At 66.6% G+C, this 19159-nt stretch carries 20 protein-coding genes; 5 read left to right on the forward strand and 15 right to left on the reverse strand.

Annotation, left to right across the window (positions count from 1 at the left end; translation table 11 throughout):
• Positions 1–38 precede the first annotated feature (38 nt).
• A complete protein-coding gene (locus PKE71_RS08105) occupies positions 39–1019 on the forward strand; it encodes an acetyl-CoA carboxylase carboxyltransferase subunit alpha (RefSeq protein ID WP_271186451.1) in 981 nt (326 codons plus the stop codon).
• 221 nt (positions 1020–1240) lie between these two features.
• Here PKE71_RS08105 and PKE71_RS08110 read toward each other — a convergent pair whose 3' ends face one another.
• Positions 1241–2635: a cytochrome P450 gene (locus PKE71_RS08110; protein ID WP_271186452.1), complete on the reverse strand. Its 1395-nt coding sequence runs from the start codon at positions 2633–2635 to the stop codon at positions 1241–1243.
• 57 nt (positions 2636–2692) lie between these two features.
• Entirely contained in the window at positions 2693–3313 is a 621-nt protein-coding gene (locus tag PKE71_RS08115) for a S24 family peptidase (RefSeq protein WP_271186453.1), read from the reverse strand.
• Between the two features lie 478 nt (positions 3314–3791).
• On the opposite strand from PKE71_RS08115, the gene PKE71_RS08120 reads away from it, so the two are divergent.
• Entirely contained in the window at positions 3792–4148 is a 357-nt protein-coding gene (locus PKE71_RS08120; RefSeq protein WP_271186454.1) for a DUF952 domain-containing protein, read from the forward strand.
• Positions 4145–5179: a quinone-dependent dihydroorotate dehydrogenase gene (locus PKE71_RS08125; protein ID WP_373878802.1), complete on the forward strand. Its 1035-nt coding sequence runs from the start codon at positions 4145–4147 to the stop codon at positions 5177–5179. Before PKE71_RS08120 ends, PKE71_RS08125 begins: the two co-directional genes overlap by 4 nt.
• Here the strand turns inward: PKE71_RS08125 and PKE71_RS08130 are convergent.
• The 11 genes from PKE71_RS08130 to PKE71_RS08180 all read right to left on the reverse strand — a co-directional run bounded on the left by PKE71_RS08130 (position 5131) and on the right by PKE71_RS08180 (position 12805).
• Positions 5131–6498 (reverse strand): MATE family efflux transporter, encoded by a 1368-nt coding sequence (locus PKE71_RS08130; protein WP_271186456.1) that lies wholly within the window; start codon positions 6496–6498, stop codon positions 5131–5133. The genes PKE71_RS08125 and PKE71_RS08130 overlap by 49 nt on opposite strands.
• Before the next feature lie 94 nt (positions 6499–6592).
• Complete coding sequence (locus PKE71_RS08135; protein WP_271186457.1) at positions 6593–6916, reverse strand: UrcA family protein; 324 nt, start codon at positions 6914–6916, stop codon at positions 6593–6595.
• Positions 6917–7083: 167 nt separating this feature from the next.
• Entirely contained in the window at positions 7084–7368 is a 285-nt protein-coding gene (locus PKE71_RS08140; RefSeq protein WP_271186458.1) for a UrcA family protein, read from the reverse strand.
• 213 nt (positions 7369–7581) lie between these two features.
• Positions 7582–7965: a UrcA family protein gene (locus PKE71_RS17640; RefSeq protein ID WP_373878799.1), complete on the reverse strand. Its 384-nt coding sequence runs from the start codon at positions 7963–7965 to the stop codon at positions 7582–7584.
• 174 nt (positions 7966–8139) lie between these two features.
• On the reverse strand, positions 8140–8451 hold the full coding sequence (locus tag PKE71_RS08150; RefSeq protein ID WP_271186460.1) for a UrcA family protein: 312 nt from the start codon (positions 8449–8451) through the stop codon (positions 8140–8142).
• A 193-nt stretch (positions 8452–8644) separates the two neighbouring features.
• Entirely contained in the window at positions 8645–9076 is a 432-nt protein-coding gene (locus tag PKE71_RS08155) for a PaaI family thioesterase (protein ID WP_271186461.1), read from the reverse strand.
• A complete protein-coding gene (locus tag PKE71_RS08160; protein WP_271186462.1) occupies positions 9073–9561 on the reverse strand; it encodes a PaaI family thioesterase in 489 nt (162 codons plus the stop codon). Before PKE71_RS08160 ends, PKE71_RS08155 begins: the two co-directional genes overlap by 4 nt.
• A 92-nt stretch (positions 9562–9653) precedes the next feature.
• A complete protein-coding gene (locus tag PKE71_RS08165; protein ID WP_271186463.1) occupies positions 9654–10484 on the reverse strand; it encodes a response regulator in 831 nt (276 codons plus the stop codon).
• Positions 10485–10557: 73 nt separating this feature from the next.
• Positions 10558–10863: a DUF6460 domain-containing protein gene (locus PKE71_RS08170; protein WP_271186464.1), complete on the reverse strand. Its 306-nt coding sequence runs from the start codon at positions 10861–10863 to the stop codon at positions 10558–10560.
• A 65-nt stretch (positions 10864–10928) separates the two neighbouring features.
• Positions 10929–11759 carry a mechanosensitive ion channel family protein gene (locus PKE71_RS08175; protein ID WP_271186465.1) on the reverse strand — a complete coding sequence of 277 codons (831 nt, stop codon included), beginning with the start codon at positions 11757–11759 and terminating at the stop codon, positions 10929–10931.
• Positions 11760–11854: 95 nt separating this feature from the next.
• Entirely contained in the window at positions 11855–12805 is a 951-nt protein-coding gene (locus PKE71_RS08180; RefSeq protein WP_271186466.1) for a hypothetical protein, read from the reverse strand.
• Between the two features lie 331 nt (positions 12806–13136).
• Here PKE71_RS08180 and PKE71_RS08185 point away from each other — a divergent pair, with 331 nt between their 5' ends.
• Positions 13137–15617, forward strand: a complete 2481-nt coding sequence (locus tag PKE71_RS08185; protein ID WP_271186467.1) for a ligase-associated DNA damage response DEXH box helicase — start codon at positions 13137–13139, stop codon at positions 15615–15617.
• A gap of 288 nt (positions 15618–15905) precedes the next feature.
• The gene (gene pdeM, locus PKE71_RS08190; RefSeq protein WP_271186468.1) at positions 15906–16610 is read left to right on the forward strand and encodes a ligase-associated DNA damage response endonuclease PdeM; all 705 of its coding nucleotides are present in this window, start codon (positions 15906–15908) and stop codon (positions 16608–16610) included.
• Between the two features lie 847 nt (positions 16611–17457).
• Here the strand turns inward: pdeM and PKE71_RS08195 are convergent.
• The gene (locus tag PKE71_RS08195; RefSeq protein WP_271186469.1) at positions 17458–18216 is read right to left on the reverse strand and encodes a TIGR02186 family protein; all 759 of its coding nucleotides are present in this window, start codon (positions 18214–18216) and stop codon (positions 17458–17460) included.
• A 1-nt stretch (position 18217) separates the two neighbouring features.
• Positions 18218–19156, reverse strand: coding sequence for a sulfite exporter TauE/SafE family protein (locus PKE71_RS08200; RefSeq protein WP_271186470.1), 939 nt, complete (start codon positions 19154–19156; stop codon positions 18218–18220).
• Between the last annotated feature and the right edge of the window lie 3 nt (positions 19157–19159).

The raw sequence follows: 19159 nt of genomic DNA on the forward strand, positions 1-19159 counted from the left end.
TGCCGGCTCCTTTTTGCGTTCACAGGCGTTGGCAGGGCATGTCCGACCCCACACGTACCTATCTCGATTTCGAGCGGCCGCTGGCCGAACTGGAAGCCAAGATCGAAGAGCTGGAGTCGCTGGCCGGATCGTCCGGCGAGGATTCGCCCGATACGGCGGAAGAGACGGCGCGCCTGCGTCACAAGGCGAATGAGCAGCTCGCCGCGCTCTATTCCAAGCTCGATCCCTGGCGCAAGACGCAGGTCGCCCGCCATCCGGAACGCCCGCATTTCCGCGATTACCGCAAGGCGCTGATCGAGGATTTCGAAGAGCTCTGCGGTGACCGCCGCTTCTCCGAGGACGCGGCCATTGTCGGCGGTCTCGGCCGGTTCCGCGGCCGGTCGGTCATGGTGATCGGGCACGAGAAGGGGCACGACACCGAAACCCGCATCAAGCACAATTTCGGCATGGCGCGCCCGGAAGGCTATCGCAAGGCGATCCGCCTGATGGACCTGGCGGAGAAGTTCGACCTGCCGGTGCTGACCTTCGTCGATACGGCCGGTGCCTATCCGGGGCTTGGCGCGGAAGAGCGTGGCCAGTCCGAGGCGATTGCCCGTTCGACCGAGCGCTGCATCAATCTGGGCACGCCGCTGATCTCAACCGTCACGGGCGAGGGCGGGTCCGGCGGCGCCGTGGCGCTGGCCTCCGGCAATGTCGTGATGATGCTGGAACACTCGATCTATTCGGTGATCTCGCCGGAAGGCTGTGCCTCGATCCTGTGGAAGGATTCGGCGCGCGCCAAGGACGCCGCCGTCGCCATGAAAGTGACGGCGCCGGATCTTCTGGAGCTGAAGATTGTCGATGAGGTGATTCCCGAACCGATCGGCGGTGCACACCGTCATCCGGCCGAGATCATGCGCGCGGTCGGCAATGCGATCGAGAAACACCTGATCGCGCTGGAAGGCCTGTCCCCGGATGCCCTGCGCAAGCAGCGCCGCGAGCGCTTCCTCGCCATCGGCCGCATGGAGAATGGCGGCTAAATCGGGGTGATTGCTTCCCCTCAATTTGTCATCCCGGATGGATGCCCGGCCTTGGGGCGGGCGTAAGTCCGGGACCCATAACCCCGGTGCTTATCCAGCTGTCGCTGACATCCAGCCTGTTTGCGGGCGGCATTGGCGCGTATGGGTCCCGGCTCCGCGCCCCGCCTGCGCGGGGCATTTGGCCGGGATGACAATGAAGGACCTCAAGATATCCGCTCGTCCTAGCCACGTCGCGAAACCCGCATCGGAACTTCATTGTCCGGCTGCAGGGTGATGCGCATGACCGGGCGCGGATCGCGCGGGCCGTCGAATTCGAAGCGCACCCGCCGCAGAAGGCAGGCGAGCACGATAACCATTTCCATCATCGCGAAACGCGCGCCGATACATACCCGCGGGCCGAGGCCGAAGGGCAGGTAGGCGTCGCGCGGGATCGCCTTGCCGGCCTCGCCCAGGAAGCGCTCCGGCCGGAAACTGTCGGGCTCGGCCCAGATGTCGCGCTGGCGATGCAGCAGCCAGGTCGACACGAGAACGTCGGTCCTGGCGGGCACCGGCAGGCCGGCGACGATATCCCACTCCCGCGAGGTGCGCGCCAGCATCGGGGCGGACGGGTAAAGGCGCAGGCTTTCCTTGATGACGGCCTCGGTCCAGGGCAGCGCCTGCGACCATGTTGCCGGGTCTGTGTCGTCCAGCGCGGCGGCGTCGATTTCCGCTTCCAGCCGGTCGCGTACATCGGGCGCGCGCGACAGCAGATAGAGCGTCCAGGCCAGCGAACGGGCGGTCGTCTCGTGTCCGGCGGCGAGGAAGGTCAGGAGATTGTCCGTCACGGCGGTATCGTCCAGCCCCGCGCCCAGCAGCAGGTCGAGGAAGTCCGGGGCGCGGCCGCTTTCCTCGGGCGAGGGCGCCTTGCGGCGCTGTGCGGCGACGCCGGAGACCTGTCGCCGCAGATCGGCGATCACCCGCCGCGACTTGCCCTGGCCGATCCGCGGGATCCAGCCGGGCAGGTGCGCGAGATCGAACGGATGGGGGATGCCGCTGATCTCCAGCAATTGGTGGATGCCGGCCGTGAAGCGGGCCTTGTCCAGCGCCTCGTCGCCGGAAAACAGGGTCTCGATCAGCACGTCCAGCGTAAGATCGACCATGGCGTCGGAGACCGGGATGGTGCGCCCGTCGATCGCTTCGAACGCCGCGGCAGCGTCTTCGCATACCTGCCGGATCTGCGGTGCGAAAGCGTTGACCTTGCGCGGGGTGAAGACGGGCGAGACGGCCTTGCGCGCCTTGCTCCAGGTCTCGCCCTCGGCCGTGAGCAGCCCGTCGCGCAGGAAGGGTTTCAGCACCGCCTGGCGCAGCGGGTTCATGGTGAAATTGTCCGACCGTGTGACGAAGCAGTGATGAATGGCGTCCGGATCGTTGACGATCAGGCTGGACCGGCCGAGGAAGCGGAAGGGCGCGAGGCGGATCGAGAAATGATGCTCGCCCCACACTTCCAGCGGATTGCGGCGCATGGCCCGGAAATAGGTCCAGTAGTCCGACGGGCGCAGCTTGCCGACGCCGCTGTAGACGGCATAGGGCGGTTTGGGCGGCTGGAAGACCTGGTTCATCGCGTTCTCGCCTGTCATTTCCCTCAATCTAGTGCAGCAGGCGCGTGCCGCCCATGCGCGAAAGGTCGCGGCTTGCTACTGGCTGGCCCAGACGATGCGCGCCATCCAGTCCAGTTCGCTCAGGGCCAGCTTGCGGTCCGGACGCGCGGGATTGAGGGCGTGCAGGGTCAACGTCTGGACGGTCCGGACGCCCAGCCTCCAGGCGCAGATGGCGCCGCTGCGTTCACGCACCACGACCCGGTCGCCCTCGCGCGGCGGATCGTCCGGGGTGATGACCAGGCGATCGCCGGCCCGGAAGACCGGTTCCATCTCGTCACCCTCGACGGTGAGTGCATAGGCCTTGTCAAACGCCAGGCCGGGGAAGGGGATGCGCGCCCAGCCTTCGCCGCGCGGCAGGCCGCCGGCATCGAAAGCGCCCGCGCTGTCGGCCAGGCTGCGGGTTCTCAGATTGTCAGCCCGGGACCGGCCAGCCACCAGATCGGCGAAGCCGGTGAAGTCCATGTGTGCCGCGGCGAGGGCCTTGGCGAGGCTCTCGGTCGAGGGCCAGCGCGGTTTTTCGCCGTCGCGTGAGAAGCGTTTGGACGGGTTGAAGGTGGTGGAGTCCAGCCCGGCGCGTCGCGCCAGCCCGGAGGGGCTGGTCTGGGCGTGGGCGGCCAGGCGGTCGATCCCCCGCCAGATTTCTTCGTGCGTGAACATGGCCCGAGTTTAGTGCGACGAGCGGGTTTGGGAAAACGCGAAGCGGCTTGCAACCGGAGAGCGCTTGCCCGGATTAATGTACACGTAAGAGATGCATTATATGGTATATGTACGCAATACGGGTGTTCATGAGTGCGGATTGCGGATCGGTTTGAAGGTGAAAGCAGCAGCGCCGGGCCAGCGGCGCGCTCGGGGAGGATGGGCCACCCCGACCGAGGTGCCACCTGTTTTTAAAGGAGGGCCTCGCCTTCGAATTGGAGTGATGTCATGTGGATTTTTCCACTCCGCATCACCTTGGTCATTAAAAAGACCCGGACGAGCTGGCACGTTCGAATCCGGGTCTTCATCATAGCCTGAGGAAACGGGGGCGGGCCGGGAGGCCTGTCCCCACTCCAATTCCCAATATAGCATCTGGGAACCGGATCGCAATTGCCGCCCGGCCTTGCCACGTCTGGCGGGCAGGGCTACCCCGTCAGGCATGACACCGAAAACCGCATACCGACTCGCCGTGCCCGAACGCTGGGCCGCCGTCATGATGGAGGGCGTCTTTTCCGGCGACCCCCACGACGTCGCTGACGGTTTCATCCACCTGTCTGCCGCCGACCAGGTCGAGGGCACGCTGGTCAAGCACTATAACGAGCATGAGCGGCTGCTCCTGGTCGAGATCGATCTGGAGGCGCTGGGCGATACGGTGAAGTGGGAAAAGTCGCGCGGCGGCGCGCTCTTCCCGCATGTCTATGGCGACATCCCGGCCAGTGCGGTGCGGGGCCTGCGTCATGTGCGCCGCAATGACGAGGGCGACTGGGTGCTGCCCGCCGAGCTGGAGCGAGACTGATGCTGCACGACAGGGCGACACACTGGCTGAAAGGGCTGGATCCGGAGCGTGCCCACAGGCTGGGCATTCTCGGTCTCAAGGCGGGACTGGGACCGCGGCAGCGCGGCGCGGACGATCCGCGCCTGGCGACCCGCCTTGCGGGGATCGACCTGCCCAATCCGGTCGGTCTTGCGGCCGGCTTCGACAAGAATGCCGAAGCGCCGGACGCGCTGCTCGCCATGGGGTTCGGCTTTGTGGAGTGCGGCGCTGTCACGCCGCGGCCGCAGGACGGAAAGCCGCGCCCGCGCATTTTCCGGCTCGAGGATGACCAGGCGGTGATAAACCGCATGGGCTTTCCCAATCAGGGGCTGGCGCGCTTTCGCAGCAATCTGGCCCGCCGCGCCCGCCGGGGCGGTGTCGTCGGCGTCAATATCGGCGCCAATCTCGACAGCGAGAACCGCATTCCCGACTATGTGACCTGTCTGGAGGCGCTGCAGGGGCTGGCGCAATTCTTCACGGTCAATGTCTCCTCGCCGAACACGCCCGGCCTGCGCACGCTGCAGTCGTCCGGCGCGCTGGACGAACTTCTTCATGCAGTGGCAGCCGTCGGCAGCTCGGCGCCGGTCTTCCTGAAAGTGGCGCCGGATATCGATGACAGCGAGGCCGGAGTGATGGTCGAGGCCGTCGCGCGACACGGTCTGGATGGGGTGATTGTCTCCAACACCTCCATCCTGCGTCCGGAAAGCCTGAAAAGCGCGAATATCGGCGAAGCCGGTGGGTTGTCGGGGCCGCCGATCTTCGAGCGCTCGACACAGCTGGTGCGCCTGTTCCGCGAGGCAGCGGGGCCGGATCTCGCGATCATCGGTGTGGGCGGTGTCGACAGTGCCGAAGCGGCCTATGCCAAGATCCGCGCGGGCGCCAACGCGATCCAGCTCTATACCGGGCTGGTCTATCACGGACCCGGCCTGGTGCAGCAGATCAAGGCCGGCCTGGTCGAGCGGCTTCAGGCCGACGGCTTCGCTTCGGTGTCCGAGGCTGTCGGCGCAGGCTGAAGCCGGCGCTCCAGCGCCGGATAGGCAGCAGCGAGTGTGGCGCCGCGCGCCACGTAGAAGATCAGGAAAGCGGCCCAGACGCCGTGATTGGCGAACATCGGCGACAGGATCGCATCGGCGGCCAGGTAGACGGCAACCGCGGCCAGGCCGGCATTGCGCAGGATCCTGCCGCTTGTCGTGCCGATGAACACCCCGTCCATCAGCCAGGCGCCGGCGCCCAGGAAGGGCACTATGGCACACCAGGGCAGATAGGCCTGGGCGGCGGCGAGTGTGTCCGCATCCTCGATCACCAGGGCCAGCGCATCGGCGCCGAACAGGAAAGTCGCGACCGCAAACACCGCGCCCGCGGCGAACATGGGCTCGCCGGTCAGGCGTACCGCCCGGCGCAGGGCAGGCAGGGATCTGCGTCCGAAGGCGCGCCCGGCCTCGGCTTCGGCCACGAAGGCAAAGGCATCCAGCACGAAAGCCCACAGCGAGATGATCTGCAGGAGGACGTGATTGCCGGCCAGCGGCGCCGTGCCCTGGCGGGCCCCCGCATTGGCGAACCAGGTAAAGCCGATCACCAGCGACCAGGTGCGGATCATCAGATTGATATTGACCTGGAACATCTCGCGCAGCGCGCCCGGCTCCATCAGGCGGGCGCGGCCGGTTGCGCCCTCGGCCCAGCCGCCCTGCTGCCGCAGTGCCAGCGCCACGAAGACCAGGCCGACGGCAAGACCGACCCATTCGGCAATCGCCGTTGCGGCGCCAACACCGCCGGGACCATAGCCAAGCCCCAGGACGAACCAGAGGTCCAGTCCGATATTGGTCAGTGAGAAAACGACGTAGAGGGCCAGCGTGGCGCCGTTGCGGCCCAGCCCGATCAGCCAGCCGGACAGCGCGAAGGCGCCCAGGGCCGCCGGTGCGCCCCAGGCCCGGGCGAGCAGGTAGTGAGCCCCCTTCTCCTCGACGTGGGCCGTGCCCTGGAGAACGGCGAAACCGCCCCAGGCGATCATGTCACGCAGGATGAAGAGTGCGAGGCCCAGCAGGCCGGCGATGGCGAAAGCCCGTATCAGGATGCGCTGGGTTTCGGCAGTATCGCCTGCGCCGTCGGCCTGGGCGGTCAGCCCGGTCGTGCCCATGCGCAGGAAATAGAAGCTCCAGTAGAAGACCGAGAAGATCGCGCCGCCCAGAGCGACGCCGCCCAGATCGGCGGTCTCTCCGGACAGGCCGAGAACGAAGGTATCGGTAACGCCGGCCAGCGGTACGGCCGCATTGGCAAAGACCAGTGGCCAGGCGCGTTTGAGAACATCGGTGCGGGTGAGGGGCGCGATCGACATGCCGGGCACCTAGCGTGTTTCCGGCGTGAGGGAAACGTCTTTCGCGGGAAATGGCGTTGCCCGGCCGGGAGGGGCCGGGCAACGAACGGGCCGCCTAGTGTTCGGAGCTGGCGACCTGGTTTTCGGCTGCCGCCAGGGCGGTGACGCCGCGGCGGGCATCCAGCTGGGCCATGGCGTGTTCGGTGGTGGCTTCGATGCAGTCACGCAGCGTGTAGGCGCGCAGCAGGTCGGACATGACCTGTTCGCGGCACACCTGTTCGGCAGCTTCGCCGATGCGGGTTTCAATCCGGGCGAGGCGGGCGGCGTCGTTCAGGTCGGCATCGGTGACCTCAATGGCGATGCCGGACACCGGCTGCGAAGCAAAAGCGGCGGGCGCTGCGAGGGTGATGGCAAGGGCGGCGATGGCGATGCGGGTCATGAAGGAACTCCAGTCGGGATAGCGCTATGCGCGTATGAATGGGGCTGATGGACTAGACATTATTGCGCTCATGGCGATTGTCCACGGCGATGCAGCGAAAAATGATGCAGCGCAGCAATTCAATGATGCATGAGCGCTTGGTCGCTGCGGGGTGTCGTGGGTTCGGCCTAGTTGGCGGCTCTCAGCGCCTCGAGCTGGTTCATGGCCTGTGCTGTCGTGGCCTCGATGCAGTCATGCAGGGTGTAGGTCCGCAGCAGGTCGCCGATGACATATTCGCGGCAGACGCGTCTTGCGGCATTGCGGATTTGCGATTGCAGGGCGGACAGCCTGTCCGGATCGGCGAGCTCGCGATGGTCGACCGTGATCTCTATGGACGGGGGTGGTGCAAGGGCGTGTGACGCGGGTGCGCAAAGCAGGGTCAGCGCCGTGGCGGTAGGGGAAAATCTGGGCATTGGGGCCTCCGTGAAAACGACATTCAAATATGAATGCTCGCAGAGGTCATATAAAATTGGAAAAATTGAATGCCAGAAGAAAATAACCCTGTGTCGTGTTGATTATATATACAAAATTGTATGACCTGTTGCCGGGCGACGGTATCCCTTTGTTTCTTCTTCCGCCCGGTGACGGACCGTGCGAGCCCCAGCACGAGTCGATCACTGACAGGGTCAGTGGGAGGTCAGGTGAAGGGCGAGCTGCCGGTCAAGGTGCCGGTCTTTCAGTTCCGCGATCGGGAAGCCGAGCTGGGATTCGACACTTTCCCGCGTTTCGGTCCGGCACCGCCGCCGATTGTTCAGGCTGGCAAGATCGCGCTGGCCGCTGAAGCGACAGACGGATTCAATTGCATTTTCGATCCGGACCTGGAGTTCTTCGCGCGCGACTGGATCGGCCAGCTCGAACGGACGGACGGTGATGACCTGCGAACGATGGTCATCGTCGTCGGTCCAGGCTGCGGAGCCGGCGGCCAGGACGACCGATACGGAAACAAGTATGCGAGCGAGCATGGTGGAAACCTCCCTTGGCACGGCTGGCTCACCCCTTGTGAACCACATGCCGCAGGAGGATGGTCGCAATTGGCATCTGACCGCTCGGTGACCTGCGTCCTAAAACTGCGCAAGCTCGTGTTCACAAACTGTCGTCGCGGTAATGAGAACGTCGGCCGTGCCGGGGCGGTCTGAAGGCCAAAAAGCGAGCCGCACGAAGCGGCCCGCTTTCCGCAAACGGCCTTAGTTCGCAGAGGCTTCGGCCGATGCCGGACGCAGGGCCGGCTCGCCGGCCTTGGCACGCACCGAGGCCAGCGCTTCGGCGATGGTTTCGGCTTCGCAGCGGCGTTCGGCCTGGCGGTCGGACAGGCGGCGCGAGTCCAGTTCGCAGACATGTTCAGCGGCGTCGGCGATACGGGCTTCGAGCTCCCGGATACCTTCCGGGCGGGTCAGATCGCGGACATCGTAACGGATCTCGACAGTACGGGTGTCGTTGGCGAAAGCCGGGGCGGCAGAGGCGGTCAGAAGGGCGGCGGCGAGCAGAACGCGGATCATGTGGGGTCTCCAGGACGGGTCGGTTCGGGGCCAGGCGCAGGCGATTGCCGGCGCGGCGTCCTCTTCGCGCAGCTGCGTCTCAGGGGCGTGACAGATCGCGCCTCACGCGTGCAGGCCCGCCATGCGGAAGCGCTGTGTCGGGTGACATGGCGCCGTCATCGAAGCCTGTCTTGCATGTCCGGATGGATCCGCGTCAGCGCTGGACTGGTGCGGGATCGCTGCTTTCCGGTGTGATCAGGAAATGGCCGTGCAGGGTCGCGACCGGTGCGTCGGTACGGCCCTGCCACGCCTCTGCGCGGACATTGGCCACCCGGCGGCCGGAGCGTGCGACGATCGCCCGGGCATAGACATCCTGGGCCCGCGCCGGGCGCAGGTAGTCGATGGCGACATCGATCGGCTTGGGCAGCTTTTGCAGTGGCTGGCTGAGCAATAGCGAGCCCGACGCCACGATCTCCAGAAAGGCTCCCACAGCGCCCCCATGCAGCGCCGGGATGAGCGGATTGCCGACCAGGTCATTGTCAAACGGCAGGACACCGGTCAGCTCGGTGCCCTTCACTTCCAGGCGCACGCCGAAGCGGGCGACATAGGGCGCTGTCATCAGCGTGTCGAGCAGGGCGCGGCTCACAGCGGATGCTCCCCGCGCATGGCTTTCATGGCGCGCTCCTGGGCGGCCTTGGAGGCGCGGGTAATCATGAAGGCGGCCTGGGCGATGGCGACCGGATCCGCGATGTCGCCGTCATGGGCCGTGGCGCGCACGAAGGCGACAAGCCCGTGCGATTTCAGGCATTCCGCCTCTGCATGAATGTCCTGTCCCGGTTTGGCGGGGCGCATATAGTCGATCCGCAGGTCCAGCGTCGCCGGCGTATCCCTGGCGCCCAGCCCGCCGAAGGCGGCCATGCCGCATACATGGTCCAGGAGGGCAGTGATCACGCCGCCGTGCAAGGTGCCGGTCTCGGGATCGCCGATCAGGGCTTCGCTGTAGGGGGCGCTCATCGCGGCCTTGCCCGGCGTCAGACGGTCGATGCGGAAGCCCAGCGCCACGGCGTGGGGAGATCCGTCCACGATCAGCGGAGCGATCGTGTCGAGGCGGTGCTGAATATCGTCGTCCATGGCGGTTCCGTATCCGGTTTGTCCGGTGATACGGCAGGGGCGTGCGGTCTGCCAGACTTGTTTTCACAGCGGGAAGGTCCCGGCCCGGAGCGTCAGCGCTGCATCCGCTTGTCGACCACCTGTTCCAGACCGGTCACCACCGGCTCGCGCAGCGGATTGCCGTCTTCCGCCATCCGCGTCAGCTGCGCCAGTGCAGCCCGGTGCATGTTGGCGACCTCGGCCTCGACGGAGGTGTAGTCGCGAATATGGGAGATGAAGCGCTGCAGCGACCGCCCGACCCGCACGGCAAGCGGATCGCCGCTGAGCTGGGTCTCGTTGACCAGCGCCACGGCGGCGGCACGGGCGGCGGCCATCGGCGTCGTCAGACCGGCATCGACATCGGCCGTCCGCTTGTAGCTCGGGCCCGCAGCATGGCGCTTGCGGCGCCGGCGATCCGGCCCGTTGAAGCGCGGCGAGGCGACGAATTCGCGCGGCGCGTCATAGAGCGAGCGGATACGCGTCTGCAGGGTGACCGGGGCGATGGGCGTGATGATGAACTCGGTCACGCCGGCATCGCGCGCCGTCTCGATCTCGCGGCGCGAACGCGGCTGCGAGACCATGATGATCGGGGTGCGGCGGTAGAGGACGCTTTCGCTCTCGCGGATCCGTCTGACCAGGCGCAACCGGTCCTCCGATGCCTCTTCCTGATCGTTCCAGTCGGAAACGATCATGCTGGGCAGGCTCTGGTTCATCACGGCCAGGGCGCTGTCGGCACAACGTGCGACCAGCACGTCCGTCGAACCGGCATCGCGCATCAGCGAGATCAGGATGGACCGCAGGAACGGGTTGGACTGCAGCAGGAGCGGCCGTCCCCTGGAGGGCGGCGCGGCCGGTTCGCTCGACGTCATGTCGATGCCGAGAATATCGTGGGCTGCAGCGTTCATGCGCCCGGTCCTAGCAAGTCAATCTTGCCAAGTCGCAAAACAAACCGGTTAACAGGTGGTTGATTTCAGGGCGCTATTCGCGGCCGAGCGTGCGCAGGAGGCGGAATACGATCCAGATCGGGATCACCAGAACGGCGCCAAGCAGGAAGTATTCGATGGCCCAGCCGGCACTCTCCGTGATGAAGCGGATGAAGCGGCCCCAGCTCTCGGCCAGCGTGCCGAAGAAATCGACCCACAGATCGCGCGGATTGACGTTGAGCGCGGCCAGCAGGAAGCCGGCAAGGACGCACAGGAAGACCAGGCGCAGGATGTCTGCGGTGGACATTCTGACAAGGCGCTGCACGAAGCTGCGGCGCTGCGGTGTCGAATTCTCGCTCATGGGCTCACTCTACGTCCAAATGCGGCGCAATCGGGGCCGCTTTGACCCCGATTGCCAGAGGCCGGTCAGTCTTTCTTCTCGACATTGACCTGGTGCGGGTAGGGGATGGAAATGCCGTTCTTGTCGAAGGCTTCCTTGACGCTCTTCATGGCGTCGAAATGCACACCCCAATAGTCGCCCGTATCGACCCAGACCCGCGTCACGATATCCACCGAGGACGAGCCATGGGCTGCGACCGCGGTGAAGATTTCCGGATCCTTGTGGATGCGCGCATCGGCGCCCAGCGTCGACTTGATCACGTCCATCGCCTTGTCGATATCGTCGGAATAATCGATCGAGAAGGTGAAATCGACGCGCCGGGTCGGGTTGGAGGAGTAGTTGGTGATGATGTTGCCCCAGGCCTGGCCGTTGGGGATGATGATCTTCTTGTTGTCTGCTGTCGCCAGTTCTGTGGTGAAGAGATTGACGTCCTTCACGCTGCCCGACACGCCGGCGACCTCAACCCAGTCACCGACCGAATAGGGGCGGAAGGCGATGATCATCACGCCGGCGGCAATGTTCGACAGTGTCCCCTGCATTGCCAGACCGATCGCCAGGGTCACGGCACCGAGCGCAGCCACCAGGCTGGCGGTCTGCACGCCGAAGCGGGCCAGGACCGCGATCAGGACGACGGCGATGACGGCGTAATAGGCGATCGACGAGAAAAAGCCCGCCAGCGTCGCGTCCATGCGCCGCGACCGCCCGACCGCCTTGCGCACGCCGCCCTTCACCATGCCGGCCACGGTGAAGCCGATGATCAGGATCAGGATGGCCAGGACAAGATTCGTGCCGGCAGCGATAGCGCGCTCGGCGAGAACCGCCATGGTTTCCGGATTGACGAATTCTTCGACGTTCATGCTCTCGCTCTCCGCTTGCAGATCGTTCCGTATTCGCTCCTATCACCCTTGGGGGAAGAGGGGAATGCGGTTGCAGCGGGCAGCGGGCGGGCCTGTCAGCTGGCCGCGACGACGGCGGCCGAGGTGGAGGCGGTTACAGCGGCGATCATCGCGGCCTGCGCCGCCAGGATGGCGGCGAGATCCCGTGCGGCGGCAATCGGTGCGGTCTCGCCGGTCTGGGCCTGGGCCAGGCGCATGGCGAGCTTCGCCGCCACATCGCCGGACGGTTTCGGCCGGAGCGCACGCACGGCTTCAAAGCTGGCGACGAGCGCATCGGCCGTGGCGCGGCCATCGCCGTGAGCGGCCAGCACGGCCAGCCCGGTCTTGCCGATGCCGTGACGCAGGCTCGAACGGCCGCGCACCGCGGTGTTCAGCGTGGTCCAGGCCGGGGCGATGGCGGACGGGTCGAAGTCGAAAAAGGCGATCTCGCAGGCAGCCGCCTCGGCATGGCTTTTCGGCACGCCGGCGGTGCGCAGGGCCTGCCGGGCCGTGTCGAGCCGCTCCAGCGCCTCGTGCGGCATCTCGCCCATGGCGGCAAAGATGGCGGCGACCATTTCCTCGCGCGCACTGTCGCGGCGCCACCAGGGCGCGGCGATGGCTTCGAGAATGTCGTAGAAAGCGTCGACATGGTGCGGCAGGCCACCGGCGGACACCAGGGCCAGCGCCGCGCAGGAGCCGCCATGATTGAGACCGCGTCCGCCGCGTTCCTTGCGGCGGCGGTTCAGCGCGCCGCGCGTGTCGAAGAAGTGCGGTGCCGTACGGCCGGCGGCGGCGAGCGCGGCGGCGAAGACCAGGCGCATCGACTTGCCCGGCTCCTTCCACGCACCCAGGCCCGCATTGAGTTCGTCGCGGATGGCGATGGCGCGGGAGACCAGCAATTCAGGCGGCACATCGCTCGACAGGCCCGACAGGGCCGCAAAGCGTGCATACATGCGTTCGCCGCGGCGTGCATGCTCGCGGAAGGCGCTGTCCAGCGCCACAAACCGATCGATGACGGAAGCCGTCATGGTCCCAAATCCCTCGCTGCCTTACTCTACGCCTGCAAGCATGGCGAAAACGGGGCAGGCTTTGCAGGGGGACGCTCTGCGGATTTGTCCCCCGCCGGATGTTCCGCCTCGCGGCTCGCGCAGGCGTCTGCAATGCGCTAGATCACCGATCCAGGAATTCGACGCCTCATATACCATCATCCCGGCGAAAGCCGGGACCCAGGTCCTAAAGCTGAATCGGGCCAGTTTTGGCTCAAGGCGGCCTTGCGAACTGGGCCCTGACCTTCGTCAGGGTGACGGTTTGGGTGGTCGGCCGCATACACCTTGTCGCCCGAAGCGCCAGCGAACCCTCATGCCCGATATGCAAGGCCCCGTCCTCCTTCCCGCCCGCTTCGCCGACTGGTTCGCCAGCCGCGGCTGGGCGGCGCGTGCGCACCAGCTGGAGATGATCGCCGCAGCGCAGGCCGGCGAGGATGCCCTGCTGATCGCGCCCACCGGCGGCGGCAAGACGCTGGGCGGTTTCCTGCCCAGCCTGATCGAGCTTGCGGAGACCGTCTCGCAGCGTCCCGGCAAGCAGCGCCCGCACCGTCTGCACACGCTCTATATATCGCCCTTGAAGGCGCTCTCGGTCGATGTGGCGCGCAATCTCATGACGCCGGTCAGCGAGATGGGGCTGGATATCCGCATCGAGACCCGCACCGGCGACACCTCGCCGTCCAAACGCCAGCGCCAGCGCGCCCACCCGCCGGACATCCTGCTCACCACGCCTGAACAGCTCGCCCTGTTCTGCGCCACGGCGAATGCCGAAGCCTTCTTCCGCGACCTCAGGCGCATCGTCATCGACGAGATCCACGCCATCGCGCCGCAAAAGCGCGGCGACCTCCTCAGTCTGGGGCTCGCGGCGATTGCACAATGGGCGCCGGATGTGCGGCGGGCCGGCCTGTCCGCGACGGTGGCCGATGAGGGCGGGCTGGCGCGCTGGCTGACGCCGCAGGCGGGAGAGGCGCCCCGCTTTGCCCGCATCGTGCGCGGCCAGGCCGGTGCCCGGCCGGAGGTGGAAATCCTCGATCCCGGCGAGCGCATTCCCTGGGCCGGCCATTCCGGCCGTCACGCCATGGCCGACGTCTATCAGCGCATCAAGGCCGCGAAGATGGCGCTGGTTTTCGTCAACACCCGCTCCCAGGCCGAGATGACCTTCCAGGAGCTCTGGAACATCAATGCCGACAACCTGCCCATCGCCCTGCACCATGGCTCGCTCTCGCCGGAACAGCGCCGCAAGGTCGAGGCGGCCATGTCGGCCGGCAGGCTCAAGGCGGTGGTGTGCACCTCGACGCTCGATCTGGGCATCGACTGGGGCGATGTCGATCTCGTCGTCCAGATGGGGGCGCCGAAAGGCTCCTCGCGCCTGATCCAGCGTCTGGGCCGTTCCAACCACCGGCTGGACGCGCCCTCGAAAGCCCTGCTGGCGCCGGCCAACCGGTTCGAGCATCTGGAATGCCAGGCCGCCCGTGAAGCGGTGGCGGCCAATGCGCTCGATGGCGAGCCGCTGAAGGCCGGCGCGCTGGACGTGCTGGCCCAGCACATCATGGGCCGCGGCTGCGGCGAACCCTTCGACGAAGACGAACTCTATGACGAGATCCGCAGCGCGGCGCCCTATGCCGAGCTCGATCGCGAGACCTTCGACAAACTGCTCGATTTCACCGCCACGGGCGGCTACGCGCTGAAGACCTATGAGCGCTTTCGCCGTCTCGTCAGGCGCAGGGACGGGCGCTGGACCGTGCGTACGCCGCAGATCGCCCAGCGCCACCGGCTCAATGTCGGCACCATTGTCGAGGCGCCCATGCTCGACGTCGTCGTCTCCTCGAAAGGGCGTGGCGGCTTCAAACTCGGCCAGATCGAGGAATGGTTCCTGGAACAGCTCGTGCCCGGCGACACCTTCCTGTTCGCCGGCCAGGTGCTGCGCTTCGAGGGGATCGAGGAGATGACCGCGCGCGTCACCCGCTCCAGCGATACCGATCCGCGCATCCCCTCCTACCAGGGCGGAAAATTCCCGCTCTCCACCTATCTGGCCGCCCGGGTGCGCGACATGGTTCAGGATCCGGGCAAATGGCACGCCCTGCCGGACCAGGTGCGTGACTGGCTGGAGCTGCAGAAGCGGCGCTCGCGCCTGCCCCGGGCCGACGGCCTGCTGGTGGAGACCTTTCCGCGCGCCGGCCGCTACTATCTTGTCTGCTACCCGTTCGAGGGGCGGCTGGCGCACCAGACGCTGGGCATGCTGCTCACCCGAAGGCTGGAGCGCATGCGGCTTCGCCCCATGGGCTTCGTCGCCAATGAATACGCGCTCTCGGTCTGGGGGCTGCGCGACCTGTCAGGGGTCGATCTCGACGCCCTGTTCGCCGAGGACATGATGGGCGACGATCTCGATGCCTGGCTGGCGGAAAGCCAGCTGATGATGCGCACGTTCAGGAATTGCGCCGTCATTGCCGGCCTGATCGAGCGCCGCTTTCCCGGCCAGGAAAAGACCGGCCGCCAGGTCACCATCTCCACCGACCTGATCTACAATGTGCTGCGCGAGCACGAGCCCGACCACATTCTCCTCAAGGCCGCCTGGGCCGATGCCGGCACGGGCCTCCTGGACATCCACCGTCTCGGCACCGCCCTGGCCCGCATCCGGGGCCATATCGAACATGTCGATCTGGACCGCATCTCCCCGCTCGCCGTGCCCGTCATGCTCGAGATCGGCAAGGAACCGGTCTATGGCGAGGGCCATGAAAGCATTCTGGAAGACGTCTCCTCCGAAGACCTGATCGCGGAGGCGATGCGGCTTGATTAGGGGCGGGCCAGATCAGGCGTGTCGTGGGCGAGGGAGAGGCCGGGCCGGTGAAACCGTCATCCTTCCCCTTGATGGGGAAGGGGGACCGCCGCGAAGCGGTGGTGGAAGGGGTGAATCCCGGTATCGGATCGCTTGCGAACACCTCGCCCCCACCCACTCCACCGCGCGTTCCGCGCGGTCCCCCTCGCCCATCAAGGGCGAGGATGGCGCGGCGCCATCGCCGAAACAGGCGTGCAAAACCTGCGCCCCGCCCTTACCCCTGCGTCGGCCCTGCGCGATAACATCGTCATGCACGACGTGACCGCCCCCGGCCATGTGGACATCCGCATCCACGAAACACGCGTCCTCGCCGATCCGGCGGGCCTGCTCGCCGTCCCGGATGCGGGTATTCTCGTTGTCTCGGACCTGCATTTCGAGAAGGGGTCGGCCTGGGCGGCCGGCGGCCAGCTGATGCCGCCCTACGATACCCGCGCCACGCTGAAACGCCTTGCCGCCGGTATCGCCCGCCACACCCCCTCCACCGTCATCGCCCTGGGCGACAGTTTCCACGATCTCCGCGCCGCCGGCCGCATGCACGCCGACGACACTGCCGCGCTCGCCGCCCTGGTGGCGTCGGTGCCGCGCTGGATCTGGATCGAGGGCAATCACGACCCCGCCCCGCCGCCGCAATTCGGCGGCGAAGTCCATGAGACCGTTGAACTCGCCGGCCTCGTCTTCCGTCACGAACCCTCAGAGGGCGAAGCAAGGGGCGAAATCGCCGGCCACCTCCACCCCGCCGCCAAAATCCGCCGCAATGGCCGCGCCCTGAGACGCCGCTGCTTCGCCACAGACGGCAGCCGCCTCATCATGCCCGCCTTCGGCGCCTTCACCGGCGGCCTGAATGTCTGCGACGCGGCTTTCGCCCGCTGTTTCGGCCGCGTACCCGACGCGCTGGTGATGGGCCGGGAAAAGGTCTGGCCTGTGGCGGGGGCGAGGTGTGTGGGGGATGGGTGATCCCCTGGATGCCCAAATAGCCCTCCGCATTTCTCCCGGCGCAGGCCGGGCGAAGCGCCGGGATCTGCGGGAAGCTCATCGCTTGAAGTGATCTTCGGTAGATCCCGGATCTGCGGCCTGCCTGCGCAGGCCTCCGTCCGGGAAAAGTGAGAGCGTTGGAAGAGAAGGCACCAACGCTCCAACAAGCACCGTCACCCTGACGAAAGTCAGGGCCCAGTTCATAGAGCGCGGTGGCCGCGAATATGCACTTATCCCGCACATCGCCGCCGCTCAGACCGAGCCCGCCTGGCCAAAATCTCCCTTTACGATCTGGGTCCTGACTTTCGTCAGGATGACGGAGTGTGGGGGCGGGGCCGGAAACTTATCCCCGCCCGCTCATTTGCCCTTAACATCGTCATCGGTTTCCGGGATGGGAGGCATGAGCTCAGTCCCTTGTGCCCGGGAGCGTGCGGAGCTCGTCCGCGCCTGGTGGGTGACAGCATCAGGCTCCGGCGTGGCCATCTGCGGGGACACCGGCACAAAGCTCGACCGGAGCGTGCCTGCAGGTTTCGAGACGGGGCCCGCAAGGGACCCGGGTAAATCTCCGCGTGCGGGATGCCTCGGGCATCACCACCAAACCTTCAAATCCGGACACGATGTCCGCCGCGCATCCCGCACCCCTCTCATAGCTCCAGGGCGCAAGCTCGTGGAGGGTTTCGTGCTGAGTGAGGGCCACAGAGTACCGCTTTCCCCGGACTTGTTCCGGGGCCCAGTGGCATTTCGGGAGGAGGCTCAGCCGGACCCCGGCACGGGGCCGGGGGAAGTGGAGCGAGTGGGGAGAGCGGAGAGAGAGCGACGCCACGCCCGCTTAGCGGCGGTTGAAGGCGAGATAGCCGGCATAGCCGGCAAGGACGGCCAGGACGACGCAGAACAGGCCGTAGAGCCAGGGCCAGTCATGGGCGAATTCGTAGACGAAGCGTTCCAGGCCGGCCTTTTCCACGCGCAGGCTGGCCGAGCGGCTGGCCACGGCGCGGCCGTCGCGGAAGAGATAGACCTCGGCGACGTAGTTGCCGACCGGGGTCAGGGGCGGCAGGGAGATGGTGGCGCGGAACAGGCCGCCATCGAGGATTTCCACGCCGCGCTGGGCTTCGGCATAGAGATTGTTGCGGCTGCCGGCGCGGCCGATCGCGTCGAGATAGGGGCGGATGTCGCGCTCGGTTTGCGCGGCGGTCGGTGCGGCGCGGATGGCGAGGGTGGCGGGCAGGCCGATTCCCGACCCGGCGAGGCTTTCCGGCGTCGCGATCTCGTCCAGCGGCAGCGAGGTCGCGATGGCGTAATAGCTGGGGATGTTCTCGAATTCGAGCGGCGCCGAATTGATCCAGATGCCGAAGGTGCGCTGCTTTTCCATCACCCGCAGATCGCGCGCCGGGCCGCGCAGCACCACGACGATCTCGTCCTGGATGGTCATGCCGCGCGTGGCGCCGTAGAGCACGAGTTCCTGGCCGGAGAAGTCCTCGCGGATCTCGACGGTCTCGTGGGTCAGCGCCGCCACGATGCTCGGCGGTTCGCTGGTCAAGAGGGTGGGCTGGCCCTGAAGGGCGAGCGAGACAAGGAGGGCGCCGATCATCTCACAGCCCCCCGCGTCCATGCTGCATGACCTCGAACAGGTCGGCCGGGGTGACCACCAGGTCCCAGCCCAGTTTCAGGCACACCGCGATGACCATGAAGGCCAGCAGGGCGCGCAATTCCTCGGCCTTCAGGTGACGCCCGGCGCGGGCGCCGAACTGGGCGCCGACCACGCCGCCGACGGTGAGCAGCATCGCCAGGACGATGTCGACCGTCTGGTTCTGGCCGGCCTGCAGCACGGTGGTCAGGGCGGTGACGAACAGGATCTGGAACAGCGAGGTGCCCACGACGACATTGGTCGGCATGCGCAGGATGTAGATCATTGCCGGCACCATCACGAAGCCGCCGCCCACACCCATGATGGCGGCCAGCGTGCCGACCAGGAAACCGATCGCGACAGGCGGAATGACGGAAATGTAGAGGCCCGATGTCGGGAAGCGCATCTTGAAGGGCAGGCGGTCGATCCAGGTGCGGCGGCGGCGGCCGCCGCCGGTGCCGGCGCGGCGGCCGCCGCCGGCATTGCGGCGCAGGATGGCGCGCACGCTCTCCAGGAACATCAGCCCGCCGATAATGCCCAGGAAGCCGACATAGGAGAGCGAGATGAAGAGGTCGATCTGGCCCAGGCTGCGCAGATAGGCGAACAGCTGGACGCCGAGGATCGAGCCGGCCGAGCCGCCTGCGAGCAGGAGGAGGCCCATTTTCAGGTCGAGCGTCTTGCGCTTCCAGTGCGCCAGGGCGCCGGAGGCCGAGGAGGCGCAGATCTGGTTGGCCTGGGTCGACACGGCCACAGCCGGCGGAATGCCGATGAAGAAGAGCAGTGGCGTCATCAGGAAGCCGCCGCCCACGCCGAACATGCCCGACAGGAATCCGACCCCGGCCCCGAGACCGAGCAGCACGAAGACGTTGACCGAGATTTCCGCGATCGGGAGGTAGATCTGCACCGC

Origin of the sequence: Maricaulis virginensis, assembly GCF_027922185.1 — a bacterium.
Classification (GTDB): Bacteria; Pseudomonadota; Alphaproteobacteria; order Caulobacterales; family Maricaulaceae; genus Maricaulis; species Maricaulis virginensis.